This is a genomic window from Variovorax sp. PBL-E5, assembly GCF_901827185.1.
Classification (GTDB): Bacteria; Pseudomonadota; Gammaproteobacteria; order Burkholderiales; family Burkholderiaceae_C; genus Variovorax.
On the sequence record NZ_LR594671.1, the window covers coordinates 2,081,948 to 2,096,228 of the forward strand.

At 67.5% G+C, this 14,281-nt stretch carries 15 protein-coding genes; 14 read left to right on the plus strand and 1 reads right to left on the minus strand.

What is annotated here, in order from left to right; all coding sequences use genetic code 11:
• Positions 1-10: 10 nt before the first annotated feature.
• The 14 genes from hisS to WDLP6_RS10250 all read left to right on the plus strand — a co-directional run bounded on the left by hisS (position 11) and on the right by WDLP6_RS10250 (position 13,530).
• The gene (gene hisS, locus WDLP6_RS10185) at positions 11-1,321 is read left to right on the plus strand and encodes a histidine--tRNA ligase (protein ID WP_162592235.1); all 1,311 of its coding nucleotides are present in this window, start codon (positions 11-13) and stop codon (positions 1,319-1,321) included.
• Between the two features lie 6 nt (positions 1,322-1,327).
• On the plus strand, positions 1,328-2,041 hold the full coding sequence (locus WDLP6_RS10190; protein WP_162592236.1) for a YfgM family protein: 714 nt from the start codon (positions 1,328-1,330) through the stop codon (positions 2,039-2,041).
• Complete coding sequence (gene bamB, locus WDLP6_RS10195; protein WP_162592237.1) at positions 2,038-3,180, plus strand: outer membrane protein assembly factor BamB; 1,143 nt, start codon at positions 2,038-2,040, stop codon at positions 3,178-3,180. Before WDLP6_RS10190 ends, bamB begins: the two co-directional genes overlap by 4 nt.
• A 19-nt stretch (positions 3,181-3,199) precedes the next feature.
• Complete coding sequence (gene der, locus WDLP6_RS10200; RefSeq protein ID WP_162592238.1) at positions 3,200-4,549, plus strand: ribosome biogenesis GTPase Der; 1,350 nt, start codon at positions 3,200-3,202, stop codon at positions 4,547-4,549.
• A gap of 204 nt (positions 4,550-4,753) precedes the next feature.
• Complete coding sequence (gene hfq, locus WDLP6_RS10205; protein WP_162566896.1) at positions 4,754-4,999, plus strand: RNA chaperone Hfq; 246 nt, start codon at positions 4,754-4,756, stop codon at positions 4,997-4,999.
• Between the two features lie 53 nt (positions 5,000-5,052).
• Positions 5,053-6,225, plus strand: a complete 1,173-nt coding sequence (gene hflX, locus WDLP6_RS10210) for a GTPase HflX (RefSeq protein ID WP_162592239.1) — start codon at positions 5,053-5,055, stop codon at positions 6,223-6,225.
• Between the two features lie 74 nt (positions 6,226-6,299).
• Positions 6,300-7,664: an FtsH protease activity modulator HflK gene (hflK, locus tag WDLP6_RS10215; RefSeq protein WP_162592240.1), complete on the plus strand. Its 1,365-nt coding sequence runs from the start codon at positions 6,300-6,302 to the stop codon at positions 7,662-7,664.
• Positions 7,665-7,683: 19 nt separating this feature from the next.
• Positions 7,684-8,601 (plus strand): protease modulator HflC, encoded by a 918-nt coding sequence (hflC, locus tag WDLP6_RS10220; RefSeq protein ID WP_162592241.1) that lies wholly within the window; start codon positions 7,684-7,686, stop codon positions 8,599-8,601.
• Between the two features lie 12 nt (positions 8,602-8,613).
• Positions 8,614-8,802, plus strand: a complete 189-nt coding sequence (locus WDLP6_RS10225; protein ID WP_162592242.1) for a DUF2065 domain-containing protein — start codon at positions 8,614-8,616, stop codon at positions 8,800-8,802.
• A gap of 43 nt (positions 8,803-8,845) precedes the next feature.
• Positions 8,846-10,009 carry an ATP phosphoribosyltransferase regulatory subunit gene (locus WDLP6_RS10230; RefSeq protein WP_162592243.1) on the plus strand — a complete coding sequence of 388 codons (1,164 nt, stop codon included), beginning with the start codon at positions 8,846-8,848 and terminating at the stop codon, positions 10,007-10,009.
• Positions 10,010-10,156: 147 nt separating this feature from the next.
• Positions 10,157-11,488: an adenylosuccinate synthase gene (locus WDLP6_RS10235; protein WP_162566902.1), complete on the plus strand. Its 1,332-nt coding sequence runs from the start codon at positions 10,157-10,159 to the stop codon at positions 11,486-11,488.
• A 29-nt stretch (positions 11,489-11,517) separates the two neighbouring features.
• Positions 11,518-12,042, plus strand: a complete 525-nt coding sequence (locus WDLP6_RS10240) for a phosphoribosyltransferase (protein WP_162592244.1) — start codon at positions 11,518-11,520, stop codon at positions 12,040-12,042.
• Between the two features lie 20 nt (positions 12,043-12,062).
• Positions 12,063-13,256, plus strand: a complete 1,194-nt coding sequence (locus WDLP6_RS10245; protein ID WP_162592245.1) for a PLP-dependent transferase — start codon at positions 12,063-12,065, stop codon at positions 13,254-13,256.
• Positions 13,257-13,326: 70 nt separating this feature from the next.
• A complete protein-coding gene (locus WDLP6_RS10250) occupies positions 13,327-13,530 on the plus strand; it encodes a hypothetical protein (protein ID WP_162566905.1) in 204 nt (67 codons plus the stop codon).
• Positions 13,531-13,624: 94 nt separating this feature from the next.
• Here WDLP6_RS10250 and WDLP6_RS10255 read toward each other — a convergent pair whose 3' ends face one another.
• Positions 13,625-14,263: an arylesterase gene (locus WDLP6_RS10255; RefSeq protein WP_174259931.1), complete on the minus strand. Its 639-nt coding sequence runs from the start codon at positions 14,261-14,263 to the stop codon at positions 13,625-13,627.
• Positions 14,264-14,281: the final 18 nt, after the last annotated feature.

The following is a 14,281-nucleotide window of genomic DNA, read 5'->3' on the forward strand; positions in this document are numbered from 1 at the left end:
CTTCCTACCCATGGCTGACAAACTGAATGCCGTCAAAGGCATGAACGACACCTTGCCGCCGGAATCGGCGCGCTGGGAATGGCTCGAGGGCATCGTGCGCGAGCTGATGGCGCGCTATGCCTTTCGCAATGTCCGCACGCCGATCCTCGAGCACACGGCGCTGTTCGTGCGCGGCATCGGCGAGGTCACGGACATCGTCGAGAAGGAGATGTACTCCTTCCAGGACCGCTCGGACAAATACGGCGACAACGACCATCTGACGCTGCGCCCCGAGAACACCGCCGGCATCGTGCGCGCCGCGATCGAGCACAACATGCTCTACGACGGCGGCAAGCGCCTGTGGGCGATCGGGCCGATGTTCCGGCGCGAGAAGCCGCAGCGCGGGCGCTTCCGCCAGTTCCACCAGATCGACGTCGAGGCGCTGGGCTTCGCCGGGCCGGACGTCGACGCCGAACTGGTCCTGCTGGCCAATGCCCTGTGGAAAGCCATCGGCCTCACCGACGTGCGCCTGGAGATCAACAGCCTGGGCCAGCCGGCCGAGCGCGCGCAGCATCGTGCACAGCTGATTGCGCACTTCGAGGCGCATGCCGACCAGCTCGACGAGGACGCCAAACGCCGGCTGCACAGCAATCCGCTGCGCATCCTCGACACCAAGAACCCGGCGATGAAGGCGCTGGTGGAATCGGCGCCGAAGCTGATCGACTTCCTCGGCGCCGAGTCGCTCGCGCACTTCGACGGGCTGAAGGCCATCCTCGACGCCAACGGCATCGCCTACACCGTCAACCCGCGCCTGGTGCGTGGCCTCGACTACTACAACCTCAGCGTCTTCGAATTCGTGACCGATCGGTTGGGCTCGCAGGGCACGGTGTGCGCCGGCGGGCGCTACGACGGCCTCTTCGAGCAGCTCGGCGGCAAGCCCGCGCCCGCGGTGGGCTGGGCCATCGGCGTGGAGCGCGTGCTCGAACTCCTGAAGGAGCAGGGCACGCCAGTGCCGCTGCCGGTGCCCGACGCCTACGCGGTGGTGCCCGATGCCGCTGCGATGCCACTCGCGCTGCGCACGCTGCAGCAACTGCGCGACGCCGGCCTGCGGGTGCAGATGCATGCCGCCACGGCTGACGGCCTGGGCAGCTTCAAGTCGCAGTTCAAGAAGGCCGATGCCAGCGGTGCCGCGCATGCGCTGGTCTTCGGTGCCGACGAACTCGCGCGCGGCGAGGTCACGGTCAAGGCGCTGCGCGACGGCAGCGGCACGCAGACGACGCGCCCGCTGGCCGATCCGGCCGCGTGGGCCGCCACCCTACAATCTTTGGCTCCCAACGACTGACAGCGCATGGCCACCCCTCTCGATCTCGAAGAACAGGAACAGCTCGACCAGCTCAAGCATTTCTGGAACACCTACGGCAACCTGATCACCTGGACCGTGCTGCTTGTGGCCGGTGCCTTCGTGGCCTGGAACGGCTGGCAGTACCTGCAGCGCAACAAGGCCGCGCAGGCCTCGGCGCTGTACGACGAGGTCGAACGCAGCGCGCAGTCGGGCGATCCGGCCCGTATCGAGCGCGCGCTGACCGAGATGAAGGACCGCTTCGCCGGCACGGCCTACGCGCAGCAGGCCGGCCTGCTGGCCGCGAAGACGCTGCACGTGAAGGGCAAGAACGACGAGTCGCGCGCTGCGCTCGCCTGGGTGGCCGAGCATGCGGTCGACCCGGGCTATCAGGCCGTCGCGAAGCTTCGGCTCGCGGCCGAGCTGCTCGATGCCAAGTCCTACGATGAGGCGCTGAAGCAGCTCTCGGGCGAGATGCCCAAGGAGTTCGATGCGCTGGTGGCCGACCGCAAGGGCGACATCTACCTGGCCGAGGGCAAGCGCGACGAGGCCAAGGCCGAATACCAGAAGGCCTGGAGCGCGTTCGATCCCCGCACCGACTACCGCCGCCTGGTCGAGATCAAGCTCAATGCTGTCGGCGTCGACCCGAAGAGCCTGACGCCGGCTGCTGTCCCTTCGCCATCCTCCGCTTCAGCTCCCGCTTCAGCCAAGACCGCACCATGAACTTCAAGCGTTTCGCGTCTCTCGTGCCCCCTCTGCGCGCCGGTGCAGCCCTGGCCCTGGTTGCCGCGCTCGCGGCCTGCTCGGGCACGCCCAAGCCGAAGCCGGCCGAGCTGCCTGCCAACGTCCCGCTGCTCGGCATCCGCCAGGCGTGGAACATCCGCATCCCGGCGGTGAGCTTTCCGCTCTCGACCGATGTCAGCGGCGACATGGTCAGCGTCGGCGCCAGCGACGGCACCGTGGTCATGATCGATGCGCGTTCGGGGCAGGAATCGTGGCGCGCCAATGCCGGTGCGCCGCTGGCCGCCGGCGTCGGCAGCGATGGTTCGCTGGTTGCCGCCGTCACCACCGCCAACGAGGTCGTCGCGCTGCAGGGCGGCAAGGTGCTCTGGCGGCAGAAGCTCACGGCGCAGGCCTATACCCCGCCGCTGGTCGCCGGCCGGCGCGTCTTCGTGCAGACGGCCGACCGCACCACCAGCGCATGGGACGGCCAGACCGGCCGCCGCATCTGGTCGCAGCAGCGCACGCCCGAAAACCTGGTGCTGAAGAAGCCGGGCCCGCTGTTCGCCTTCGGCGACACGCTGGTCACCGGCGTGGGCGGACGGCTGGTCGGCATCAATCCGGCCAACGGCTCGTCGCGCTGGGAGTCGCCCATCGCCGCGCCGCGCGGCACCAACGACATCGAGCGCCTGGTGGATCTGACCGGCAACGTGAGCCGCGTCGGCGACAGCCTCTGCGCGCGGGCCTACTACGCGAACGTCGGCTGCGTCGACGGTTCTCGCGGCACGCTGGTCTGGAGCAAGCCGGCCGTCGGCGCCGAGGGCGTGAGCGGCGACGACCGCTTCGTCTACGGCACCGAGGAAGACGGCAGCGTGGTGGCCTGGCGCCGCAGCGACGGCGAGCGCGCCTGGCAGACCGAGCTCTTCAAGTACCGCGTCCTGACCGCACCGCTCGCAGTCGGCCGCTCGCTGATCATCGGCGACAGCACCGGCCTCGTGCACCTGCTCTCGCGCGACGACGGCAAGCCGCTGAACCGGATCACGCCCGACGGCTCGGCGATTGCCGCAGCACCGGTCTTGGCCGGCAACACGGTCGTCATCGTCACGCGCAACGGCGGCGTCTTCGGCTACCGCCCGGAATGACCGTGAAAGGACGCCTTCGATGAAGCCGGTCATCGCGCTGGTCGGGCGTCCCAACGTCGGCAAGTCGACCCTGTTCAACCGGCTCACGCAGACGCGCGACGCCATCGTCGCCGATTTCGCGGGGCTCACGCGCGATCGCCATTACGGTAATGGCCGTCAGGGCCGGCACGAGTTCATCGTGATCGACACCGGCGGCTTCGAGCCCGACGCCGGCAGCGGCATCTTCAAGGAGATGGCCAAGCAGACGCGGCAGGCCGTGGCCGAGGCCGACGTGGTGGTCTTCGTGGTCGACGCGCGCGAAGGCCTGTCCGCGCAGGACCACGACATCGCCAACGAGCTGCGCCGGCTCGGCAAGCCCTGCGTGCTGGTGGCCAACAAGGCCGAAGGCATGCACGACGGCACGAAGCTGGTCGACTTCTACGAACTCGGCTTCGGCGAGGTGCACGGCATCTCGGCGGCACACGGGCAGGGCATTCGCGATCTGGTCCAGCTTGCGCTCGAGCCGCTGAACCTGCCCGAGCCCGGCGACGAAGCCGACGAAGAGGATGTCAACAAGCCGACCAAGCTGGCGGTCGCAGGCCGCCCGAACGTCGGCAAGTCGACGCTGATCAACACCTGGCTCGGCGAGGAACGCCTGGTCGCCTTCGATCTGCCCGGCACCACGCGCGATGCGATCACCGTGCCCTTCGAGCGCAACGGCCAGCGCTTCGAGCTGATCGACACGGCGGGGCTGCGGCGCCGCGGCAAGGTGTTCGAGGCGATCGAGAAGTTCTCCGTGGTCAAGACGCTGCAGGCCATCGAGTCGGCGAACGTCGTGCTGCTGCTGCTCGACGCCACGCAGGGCGTGACCGACCAGGACGCGCACATCGCGGGCTACATCCTCGAAAGCGGCCGCGCGGTGGTGATCGCGATCAACAAGTGGGATGCGGTCGACAGCTACCAGCGCGAGCAGATCCAGCGCCAGATCGAAACGCGGCTGCCTTTTCTCAAGTTCGCCGCGCTGCATTTCATCTCGGCCATCAAGCGCCAGGGCTTGGGCCCCGTGTGGCAGGCCATCGCGCAGGCCCACAAGTCCGCCACGCGCAAGATGTCGACGCCCGTGCTCACGCGCCTGCTGCTGGAGGCGGTGCAGTTCCAGGCGCCCAAGAAGTCCGGCATGTTCCGGCCGAAGCTGCGCTATGCGCACCAGGGCGGCATGAACCCGCCGGTGATCGTGATCCACGGCAACTCGCTGGAGCACGTCACCGATGCTTACAAGCGATTCCTCGAAGGACGCTTCCGCAAGGAGTTCGATCTGGTCGGCACGCCGCTGCGCATCGAGCTCAAGACCTCGCACAACCCCTACGCCGGCAAGGACGACCGCGGCTGAACGCCAGCGGGCCGTGCGCTGACAACGCGCTGAATGGGCGCGCGGCTTGGCTTCCAATGACGGCCGATGACTCGCGCCTGCGGCTCAAGTTCCGTCTTTTAAGTGCCGTTATTTTTGGAAGGCCATTGGCCTTTGTTGCTGCAGCGCGGAAACCCTGTGTTAAGGTGACCGGTCCAACAACTACTCTTGAACACGGAGAATATCGTGAGCAATAAAGGGCAACTTCTACAAGACCCCTTTCTGAACACCTTGCGTCGCGAGCACGTGCCGGTTTCGATCTATCTGGTCAACGGCATCAAGCTGCAAGGCCAGATCGAGTCGTTCGACCAGTATGTCGTGTTGCTTCGCAATACGGTGACACAGATGGTCTACAAGCATGCCATCTCCACCATCGTGCCAGGGCGGGCCGTCAACTTCTCGGCTGCCGAGAGCGACGACGCAGCCGCGTGAACGGCACGGAGCGCGGCGGTTCGTCCGCCGCGCTTTTTCCATCCTGATTCCGTTTGTCTGAACTGATTCCCCGGAAAGGCGGCGCCGTCGTTCTCGTCGGCGTTGATTTCGGGTTGCCCCATTTCGACGGCGAGCTCGAAGAGCTCGGCCTGCTCGCGCAAACGGCAGGCCTCGAGCCGGTCGCCCGCCTCGTGTGCAAACGCCGTGCGCCCGACGCCGCGCTGTTCGTCGGCAGCGGCAAGGCCGACGAGATCCGCGAGCTGGCCGAACTGCATCGCGCCAGCGAAGTCATCTTCGACCAGGCGCTGAGCCCGGCACAGCAGCGCAACCTCGAGCGCCAGCTCGGGGTGGCGGTGTACGACCGCACCTTCCTCATCCTCGAGATCTTCGCCCAGCGCGCGCGCTCGCACGAAGGCAAGCTGCAGGTCGAGTTGGCGCGGCTGCAGTACCTCAGCACGCGCCTCGTGCGGCGCTGGTCCCACCTGGAGCGCCAGCGCGGCGGCATCGGCACGCGCGGGGGGCCCGGCGAAACGCAGATCGAACTCGACCGGCGCATGATCGGCGAGTCCATCAAGCGCACGCGCGAGCGGCTCGTCAAGGTGCAGCGCCAGCGCGGCACGCAGCGCCGCCAGCGCGAACGGCGCGATACCTTCAACATCTCGCTGGTCGGCTACACCAATGCCGGCAAGTCTTCCCTGTTCAATGCACTGGTCAAGGCGCGCGCCTATGCGGCCGACCAATTGTTCGCGACGCTCGACACCACCACGCGCCACCTGTACCTGGGGGATGCGCGCCGCAAGGTCTCGATCTCCGACACGGTCGGCTTCATCCGCGAGCTGCCGCACGGCCTGGTGGATGCGTTCAAGGCCACGCTGCAGGAAGCGGTCGATGCCGACCTGCTGCTGCACGTGGTGGACGTGTCCAACCCTCACCATCCTGAACAGATGGCCGAAGTGCAGGCGGTGCTCAGGGAGATCGGCGCCGACACCGTGCCCCAGCTGCTGGTATTCAACAAGCTCGATGCACTTGAAAGTACGCGCAAGCCCCTGCATCTGAGCGACGAGATGGACATCGATGGCATGCAGGTGCCCCGGATCTTCGTGAGCGCGCATACCGGCGAGGGCGTCCCGGCGCTCCGGGCCGAGCTCGCACAGCGATCGCGTCCTGCGGGCGAATCGGCCATGACCCCAGAACCAGACCCCGAATTGCACGAGGCCCCTCACTGATTGGGCACAATCACCTCACTGACGAGAGAACAGAACGAATGAATGCAAAGCCAGTGTGGAGACGGTTCCAGGGCATGTTCAACCTGAACGATGGGCGGTGGGGGCGCGACGACTCCGCGTCCGGCGGCGATCGTCCTGCCGCCAACCGGCCTGACGGAGAGCCCCCCGCGCCTCCGCCTTCCGGCAACAACAACAACAACAACCGCCCGCGTGGCCAGGGTCCGAACCAGGGACCGCCGGACCTCGATGAACTGTGGCGCGACTTCAACCGCAAGCTCGGTGGCCTGTTCGGCGGCGGGCGCGGCGGCGGCAACCGTCCGAACGGCGGCAACGGCAATGGCGGCGGTGGTGGCGGTCTCAAGCCCGACATGAAGAATGCGGGCTTCGGCGTGGGCCTGGTCATCGCGGTGGCGATCCTGATCTGGCTGGGCACCGGGTTCTTCATCGTCAACGAAGGACAGCAGGCCGTCATCACCCAGTTCGGTCGCTACAAGGCGACCGTGGGCGCGGGCTTCAACTGGCGTCTGCCTTATCCGATCCAGCGCCATGAACTCGTGGTCGTGACGCAGATCCGCTCCACCGACGTGGGCCGTGACGCCATCGTGCGTTCGACCGGCCTGCGCGAGTCGGCCATGCTGACCGAGGACGAGAACATCGTCGAGATCAAGTTCGCCGTGCAATACCGCCTGAGCGATGCGCGCGCCTACCTGTACGAGAGCAAGAACCCCGCCGACACGGTGGTGCAGGTGGCCGAGACGGCCGTGCGCGAAGTGGTCGGCAAGATGAAGATGGATGCCGCCCTCGCCGAGGAGCGCGACCAGATCGCGCCGCGCGTGCGCACGCTGATGCAGACCATCCTCGACCGCTACAAGGTCGGCGTCGAGATCGTCGGCATCAACCTGCAGCAGGGCGGCGTGCGGCCGCCCGAGCAGGTGCAGGCTGCCTTCGACGACGTGCTCAAGGCCGGCCAGGAGCGCGAGCGCACCAAGAACGAAGCCCAGGCCTATGCGAACGACGTGGTGCCGCGCGCCACCGGCACCGCATCGCGGCTCAAGGAAGAATCCGAGGCGTACAAGGCGCGGATCATTGCGCAGGCGCAGGGCGACGCACAGCGCTTCGGCTCCGTGCTCGCGGAATACCAGAAGGCGCCGCAAGTCACGCGCGATCGCATGTACACCGATGCGATGCAGCAGATCTACGCCAGCACGACCAAGGTGCTGATCGATTCCAAGCAGGGCTCGAACCTGCTCTACCTGCCGCTCGACAAGCTGATCCAGCAGGCCGCGCAGAACGCGCCCGCCACGCCGGTCGATGCCGCCAGCCCCAACGTGGCCGGCACGGCGCCTTCGCAGTCGTCGGTCATTCCGGTCGCACCTCCTTCTTCCGTGGGCGATGCGCGCGCACGCGACGGCCGCTCACGCGACCGCGATGTCCGCTGATGCGCCGAGGAACACATTCATGAACAGAATCGGATTCATCGCCACGTCGATCCTCGTGCTGCTTGTGCTGCTGAGCTCGACGGTCTTCGTCGTCGACCAGCGCCAGTTCGGCGTGGTCTATGCGCTCGGACAGATCAAGGAAGTGATCACCGAGCCGGGCCTGAACTTCAAGCTGCCGCCGCCGTTCCAGAACGTGTCGTACATCGACAAGCGCCTGCTCACGCTGTCGAGCATCGATCCCGAACCGATGCTCACGGCGGAGAAGCAGCGCGTGGTGATCGACTGGTACGTGCGCTGGCGCATCAGCAATCCGTCGGAATACATCCGCAACGTCGGCCTCGACGAGAACGCGGGCGCGATGCAACTCAACCGCGTGGTGCGCAACGCGTTCCAGGAAAACATCAACAAGCGCACCGTGCGCGATCTGATCTCGGTGCGCCGCGAGCAGCTGATGGCCGACGTGCAGCGCGAGGTGCTGTCGGTCGTGAAGGGTGCCAAGCCCTGGGGCGTGGACGTCATCGATGTGCGCATCACGCGCGTCGACTACGTCGAAGCGATCACCGAATCGGTCTACCGCCGCATGGAGGCCGAGCGCAAGCGCGTGGCCAACGAACTGCGTTCGACCGGCGTCGCCGAGGGCGAGAAGATCCGCGCCGACGCCGACCGCCAGCGCGAGGTGATCGTCGCCAACGCCTACCGCGACGCGCAGAAGATCAAGGGCGAGGGCGATGCCAAGGCTGCTTCGACCTACGCCGACGCCTTCGGCCGCGATCCACAGTTCGCGCTGTTCTACCGCAGCCTCGATGCCTACAAGCAGAGCTTCAACAAGAAGAGCGACGTCATGGTGCTGGATCCTTCGTCGGATTTCTTCCGCGCCATGCGCAGTTCGGGATCGACGACGGCGCCAAGCACCACGGCCGCGCCGCCGCGCCGCTGACGACGGTCGGGTGTGAGCAGCGATACTTTCTGGAGCGCCATCGCGCTCGTGCTGGTGATCGAGGGCCTGTTGCCGCTGGTCTCGCCGGGCCGCTGGCGGCGCGCCTTCAGCCAGTTGCTGCAGCTGCGGGACGGGCAGTTGCGCTTCTTCGGTCTCTGCAGCATTGTCCTTGGCCTGTTGCTGCTCTGGATTTCGGGGTGACGCGGCCCGGTAGAATCCCGGTTTGACCACGCCCCCGACTCCCATGTCCGCCTGGGTCCTCCCGGATCACATTGCCGATGTGCTGCCTTCCGAGGCGCGCCACATCGAAGAACTTCGACGCCAGCTGCTCGACACCGCCCGTGGCTACGGCTACGAGCTGGTGATGCCGCCGCTGCTGGAGCACCTGGAATCCCTTCTGTCCGGCACCGGCGAGGCGCTGGACCTGCAGACCTTCAAGCTGGTCGACCAGCTCTCCGGGCGCAGCCTCGGATTGCGCGCCGACACCACGCCCCAGGTCGCGCGCATCGATGCGCACCTGCTCAATCGCCGCGGCGTCACCCGGCTTTGCTATTGCGGCCCGGTCGTGCACACGCGGCCCGACCGCCCGCACGCGACCCGTGAGCCGCTTCAGTTCGGCGCCGAGATCTATGGTCATGCCGGGCTCGAGGCCGATACCGAAACCCTGCGGCTCGCGCTCGATTGCCTGCGCGCGGCCGGCGTGGGCGGCAGTGGGTCGGCCACCGTCATCGTCGATCTGGCCCATGCCCGCATCGTGCGCGCGCTGCTCGCGGATGTGCCGGCCGACGCGGCCGCGATCGCCCGCGTGCACGCTGCGCTCGCCGCCAAGGATGCCAGTGCGCTGCGCGAATTCACCGCCGATTTCTCCGCGCCTTCTCGCGAGGGGCTGCTTGCGCTGGTGCAGCTGTACGGCGACGCCGCGGTGCTCGACGAGGCGGGCAGGGCCCTCCCCGCCACGGCCGCCATCGGCGAGGCGCTCGCGGACCTGAAGCGCCTCGCCGCGCGCCTGGAGGGCGCCCGCGTCAGTTTCGACCTGGCCGACCTGCGCGGCTATGCGTACTACAGCGGCATGCGCTTCGGCATCTACGCCGACGGTGCCAGCGACGCGCTGGTGCGCGGCGGGCGCTACGACGAAGTCGGCGCCGTGTTCGGCCGCAACCGGCCGGCCGTCGGCTTCAGCCTCGACGTGCGCGAGCTGGTCGGCGTGCTGCCCGCGCAGCCGCTGCGCGCCGCCATCCGCGCGCCGTGGAGCGACGCCGCCGGGCTGGCCCAGACCATTTCCGCTCTGCGCAGCCAGGGCGAAACCGTGGTGTGCGTGCTGCCCGGCCACGACAGCGAAATCGACGAATTCCATTGCGACCGCGAGCTGGTCGAGAGCAACGGCCAATGGCGCGTGCAAGCCATTTAGCATGAAGCACATCCCCAGGCTTCGCGCACTTCGTGTCGCTACGCCAACCCCCTTGCAGGGGGCAACACCTGCGGACCGGCAAAGCCGGATCCGCGGTGTTTCCGAGATAGACGCGCGCAAGCGCACCGAAAAGTGAAGAGTGAAATCATGAGCGTTACCACCGGAAGAAACGTGGTCGTCGTCGGCACCCAGTGGGGCGACGAGGGCAAGGGCAAACTGGTCGACTGGCTCACCGAAAGCGCGCAGGGCGTGGTGCGCTTCCAGGGCGGCCACAACGCGGGCCACACGCTGGTCATCAACGGCGTCAAGACCGCGCTGCACCTGATCCCGAGCGGCATCATGCGGCCCGGCGTCAAGTGCTACATCGGCAACGGCGTGGTGCTCTCGGCGGCCAAGCTGTTCGAGGAGATCGAAGGACTCGAGAAGGCCGGCGTCGAAGTGCGCTCGCGCCTGCGCATCAGCGAGGCCTGCCCGCTGATCCTGCCTTTCCATGCCGCGCTCGACATCGCGCGCGAGGCCTACCGCGAAAAGGGCGGCGTCGAGAAGATCGGCACCACCGGCCGCGGCATCGGCCCGGCCTACGAGGACAAGATCGCGCGCCGCGCGCTGCGCGTGCAGGACCTGAAGCATCCCGAGCGCTTCGCCGCCAAGCTGCGCGTGCTGCTCGAACTCCACAACCACGTGCTCACCCAGGTGCTGAGCGCGCCGGCGATCGACTTCGACACCGTCTACGACGAGGCCATGGTTCATGCCGAACTGCTGCGGCCGATGATGGCCGACGTCTCGCGCGAGCTCAACGATGCGCACCGCGCGGGCGCCAACCTGCTGTTCGAAGGCGCGCAGGGCACGCTGCTCGACGTCGACCATGGCACCTATCCCTACGTGACTTCCAGCAACTGCGTGGCCGGCAATGCGGCCGCCGGATCGGGCGTCGGTCCGGGCATGCTGCACTACATCCTCGGCATCACCAAGGCCTACTGCACGCGCGTGGGCGGCGGTCCGTTCCCGACCGAGCTCGATTGGGCCACGCCCGGCACCGTGGGCTATCACCTGAGCACCGTCGGCGCCGAAAAGGGCGTGACCACCGGTCGCAGCCGCCGCTGCGGCTGGTTCGACGCCGCGCTGCTCAAGCGCTCCGCGCAGGTCAACGGCCTGAGCGGCCTCTGCATCACCAAGCTGGACGTGCTCGACGGACTGGAAGAACTGCAGCTGTGCACCGGCTACGAGCTCGACGGCGAATACACCGACATCCTGCCGATGGGCGCCGACGAGATCGAGCGCTGCACGCCGGTCTACGAAAAGCTCGAGGGATGGAGCGAGAGCACCGTCGGCGTCACGCAGTACGACAAGCTGCCGATCAACGCGCGCCTGTACCTGCAGCGCATCGAGCAGGTCACGGGCGTGCCGATCCACATGGTGTCGACCAGCCCCGATCGCGATCACACCATCATGATGCGCCATCCGTACCTCGCGGACTGAACAGAACAACACCAGCAGGAGACATTCGCATGTTGACCGAAGACGGCAAGCACCTCTACGTGAGCTACGACGAGTACCACAACCTGATCGAGAAGCTCGCGATCAAGGTGCACCAATCGGGCTGGCAGTTCGACACCATCCTGTGCCTGGCGCGCGGCGGCATGCGGCCGGGCGACGTGCTGTCGCGCATCTTCGACAAGCCGCTGGCGATCATGTCGACCAGTTCCTACCGGGCCGATGCGGGCACGATCCAGGGCCATCTCGACATCGCGCGCTACATCACCACGCCCAAGGGCGAGATCGCGGGCAAGGTGCTGCTGGTCGACGACCTCGCCGATTCGGGCCACACGCTGCACGCGGTGGTCGAGATGCTGCGCAGCAACTACCGCCCGATCACCGAGATGCGCAGCGCCGTCCTGTGGACCAAGGCGCTGTCGACCTTCACGCCGGACTACTCGGTCGAGTTCCTGCCGACCAATCCCTGGATCCATCAACCCTTCGAGGGCTATGACGCGATGGGCGCCGAGAAGCTGCTGGAGAAGTGGTCGGTCTGACGGTCGACTAGCATCGCGGGATGCGCAAGCCCAACACCGACCTCATCCATCATCCCTACCGTCCGCCGGCGAATTTCGCGGCGCCGCAGCCTGGCGTGTTCAAGGCCTCGACGGTCTTCTTCGCCGACGTCGCCGCGATGCGTGCGCGCGACTGGAAGACCAAGGCCGGCTACACCTACGGCCTGCATGGCACGCCGACCACCTTCACGCTGGAAGAGCGGCTCGCGACGCTGGAAGGCGGCACCGAGTGCCTGCTGGTGCCGAGCGGGCTGGCGGCGATCACGCTGGTCGCGTTCGCGCTGCTCAAGACCGGCGACGAGGTGCTGATCCCCGACAACGCCTACGGCCCGAACAAGGCGCTGGCCACGGGCGAGCTGGCCAATTTCGGCATCAGCCACAGGCTCTACGATGCGATGGACCCGTCCGATCTCGCCGCCAAGCTGTCGGACCGCACCCGCCTGGTCTGGATGGAGGCGGCTGGCTCGGTCACGATGGAATTCCCGGACCTGCCCGCGCTCGTGGGCGTGTGCCGTGCGCGCGGCGTGATCACCGCGCTCGACAACACCTGGGGTGCCGGGCTGGCCTTCGCGCCCTTCGATTTCAATGGCAGCGGGCAGGGCGTCGACGTCTCGGTGCATGCGCTCACCAAGTACCCGAGCGGCGGCGGCGACGTGTTGATGGGCAGCGTCGTCACGCGCGACGAGCGCCTGCACCGGGCCCTGAAGCTCACGCACATGCGCATGGGCTTCGGCATCGGCGTCGGCGATGTCGAGATGCTGCTGCGCTCGCTGCCCAGCATGGCGCTGCGCTACCAGACGCACGACCGCAGCGCGCGCGAGCTGGCGCGCTGGCTCGAAGGCCGCGAGGAGATCGCGCAGGTGTTGCATCCCGCGCTCGATGGTTCGCCGGGACATGCGCACTGGCTGCGCCTGTGCGGCGCGGCCGATCTGGCGGCCGGGCTGTTCTCGGTCGTCTTCGACGCCAGTTTCAGCAGCGAACAGGTCGACCGTTTCTGCGACAGCCTCGAGCTGTTCCGCCTCGGTTATTCGTGGGGCGGCCCGATCAGCCTGGTCGTGCCTTACGACATCGGATTGATGCGTGATGCGACGGTCGCCCGCTGGCCGCACAAGGGCACGCTCGTGCGCTTTTCGGTCGGCCTGGAGGACGTCGAGGACCTGCGCGCCGACCTGGAACAGGCCCTCGCGGCCCTCTGAACCGCGCCGGTTATCGCGTACAGTCGCATCAGTGCAGTCACCCGGACTGCCGCGCCCCCAAGGAGATGCAGTGGCAACACCAAATTACGGCTACGAGAAGCGCCAGAAAGAGCTTGCGAAGAAAAAGAAAAAGGAAGAGAAGCTGAGGGAAAAGGCCAACCGCAAGCTGGGGCCGAGCACCGATGGGCTGGCGCCGGGCGACCCGGAAACCGACGTGGCCTCGCTGGAGCGCGACCCGCCGACCGTGCCGACGGAGCCGACCAAGAACGGTTGAGCCGCCATCCGCGGCACCGGCCGCAACAGACAGCCCGAACAAAGCCGCCCAGGCCATGGCCTGCGGCGGCTTTTTCGTGGCGCCTGCGACCCCGCTATCGGGGCAGCAGCTTGCGCAGCGCCGGCCAGACGTTGTCCAGCAGGCGCGGCTGCGCGGCGGCGATCGGATGGATGCGGTCGGCCTGGAACAGCGTCGCGGCATCGGGCGCATCCGCCACGCCCGCGAGCAGGAAGGGCACCAGCGCGGCCTTGGTGGCGGCGGCCACGTCCGCGAAGATCGCACCGAAGCGGCGCGTGTAGTCGCTGCCGTAGTTGGGCGGCACCTGGATGCCGACGATCAGCACCTGCGCGCCCGCGGCCTGGGCCGTCTTCGTGATCTGCAACAGGTTGTCCTGCGTGCTGGCGAGCGGCAGGCCGCGCAATGCATCGTTGGCGCCGAGTTCGAGCACCAGTTGCGTGGGCTTGTGCTGCGCAAGCAGGCTGGCCAGCCGCGCGCGCCCGCCGGAGGTGGTATCGCCGCTGATGCTGGCGTTGATCACGGTGGCCGCGATCTTCTGCTCCACCAGGCGCTTTTGCAGCAGCGGCACCCAGCCTTCGCCGCGCTTGAGGCCGTATTCGGCCGACAGCGAATCGCCGAGCACCAGGATCACGGACGCCTTGCCGGACGCGCTCGCAGCCAGGGCCGAGGCATCGACCCAAGACCCCGCAATGCCGCCCAGCGCGGCGGTCAAGATAAAGTGGCGTCGATTCAC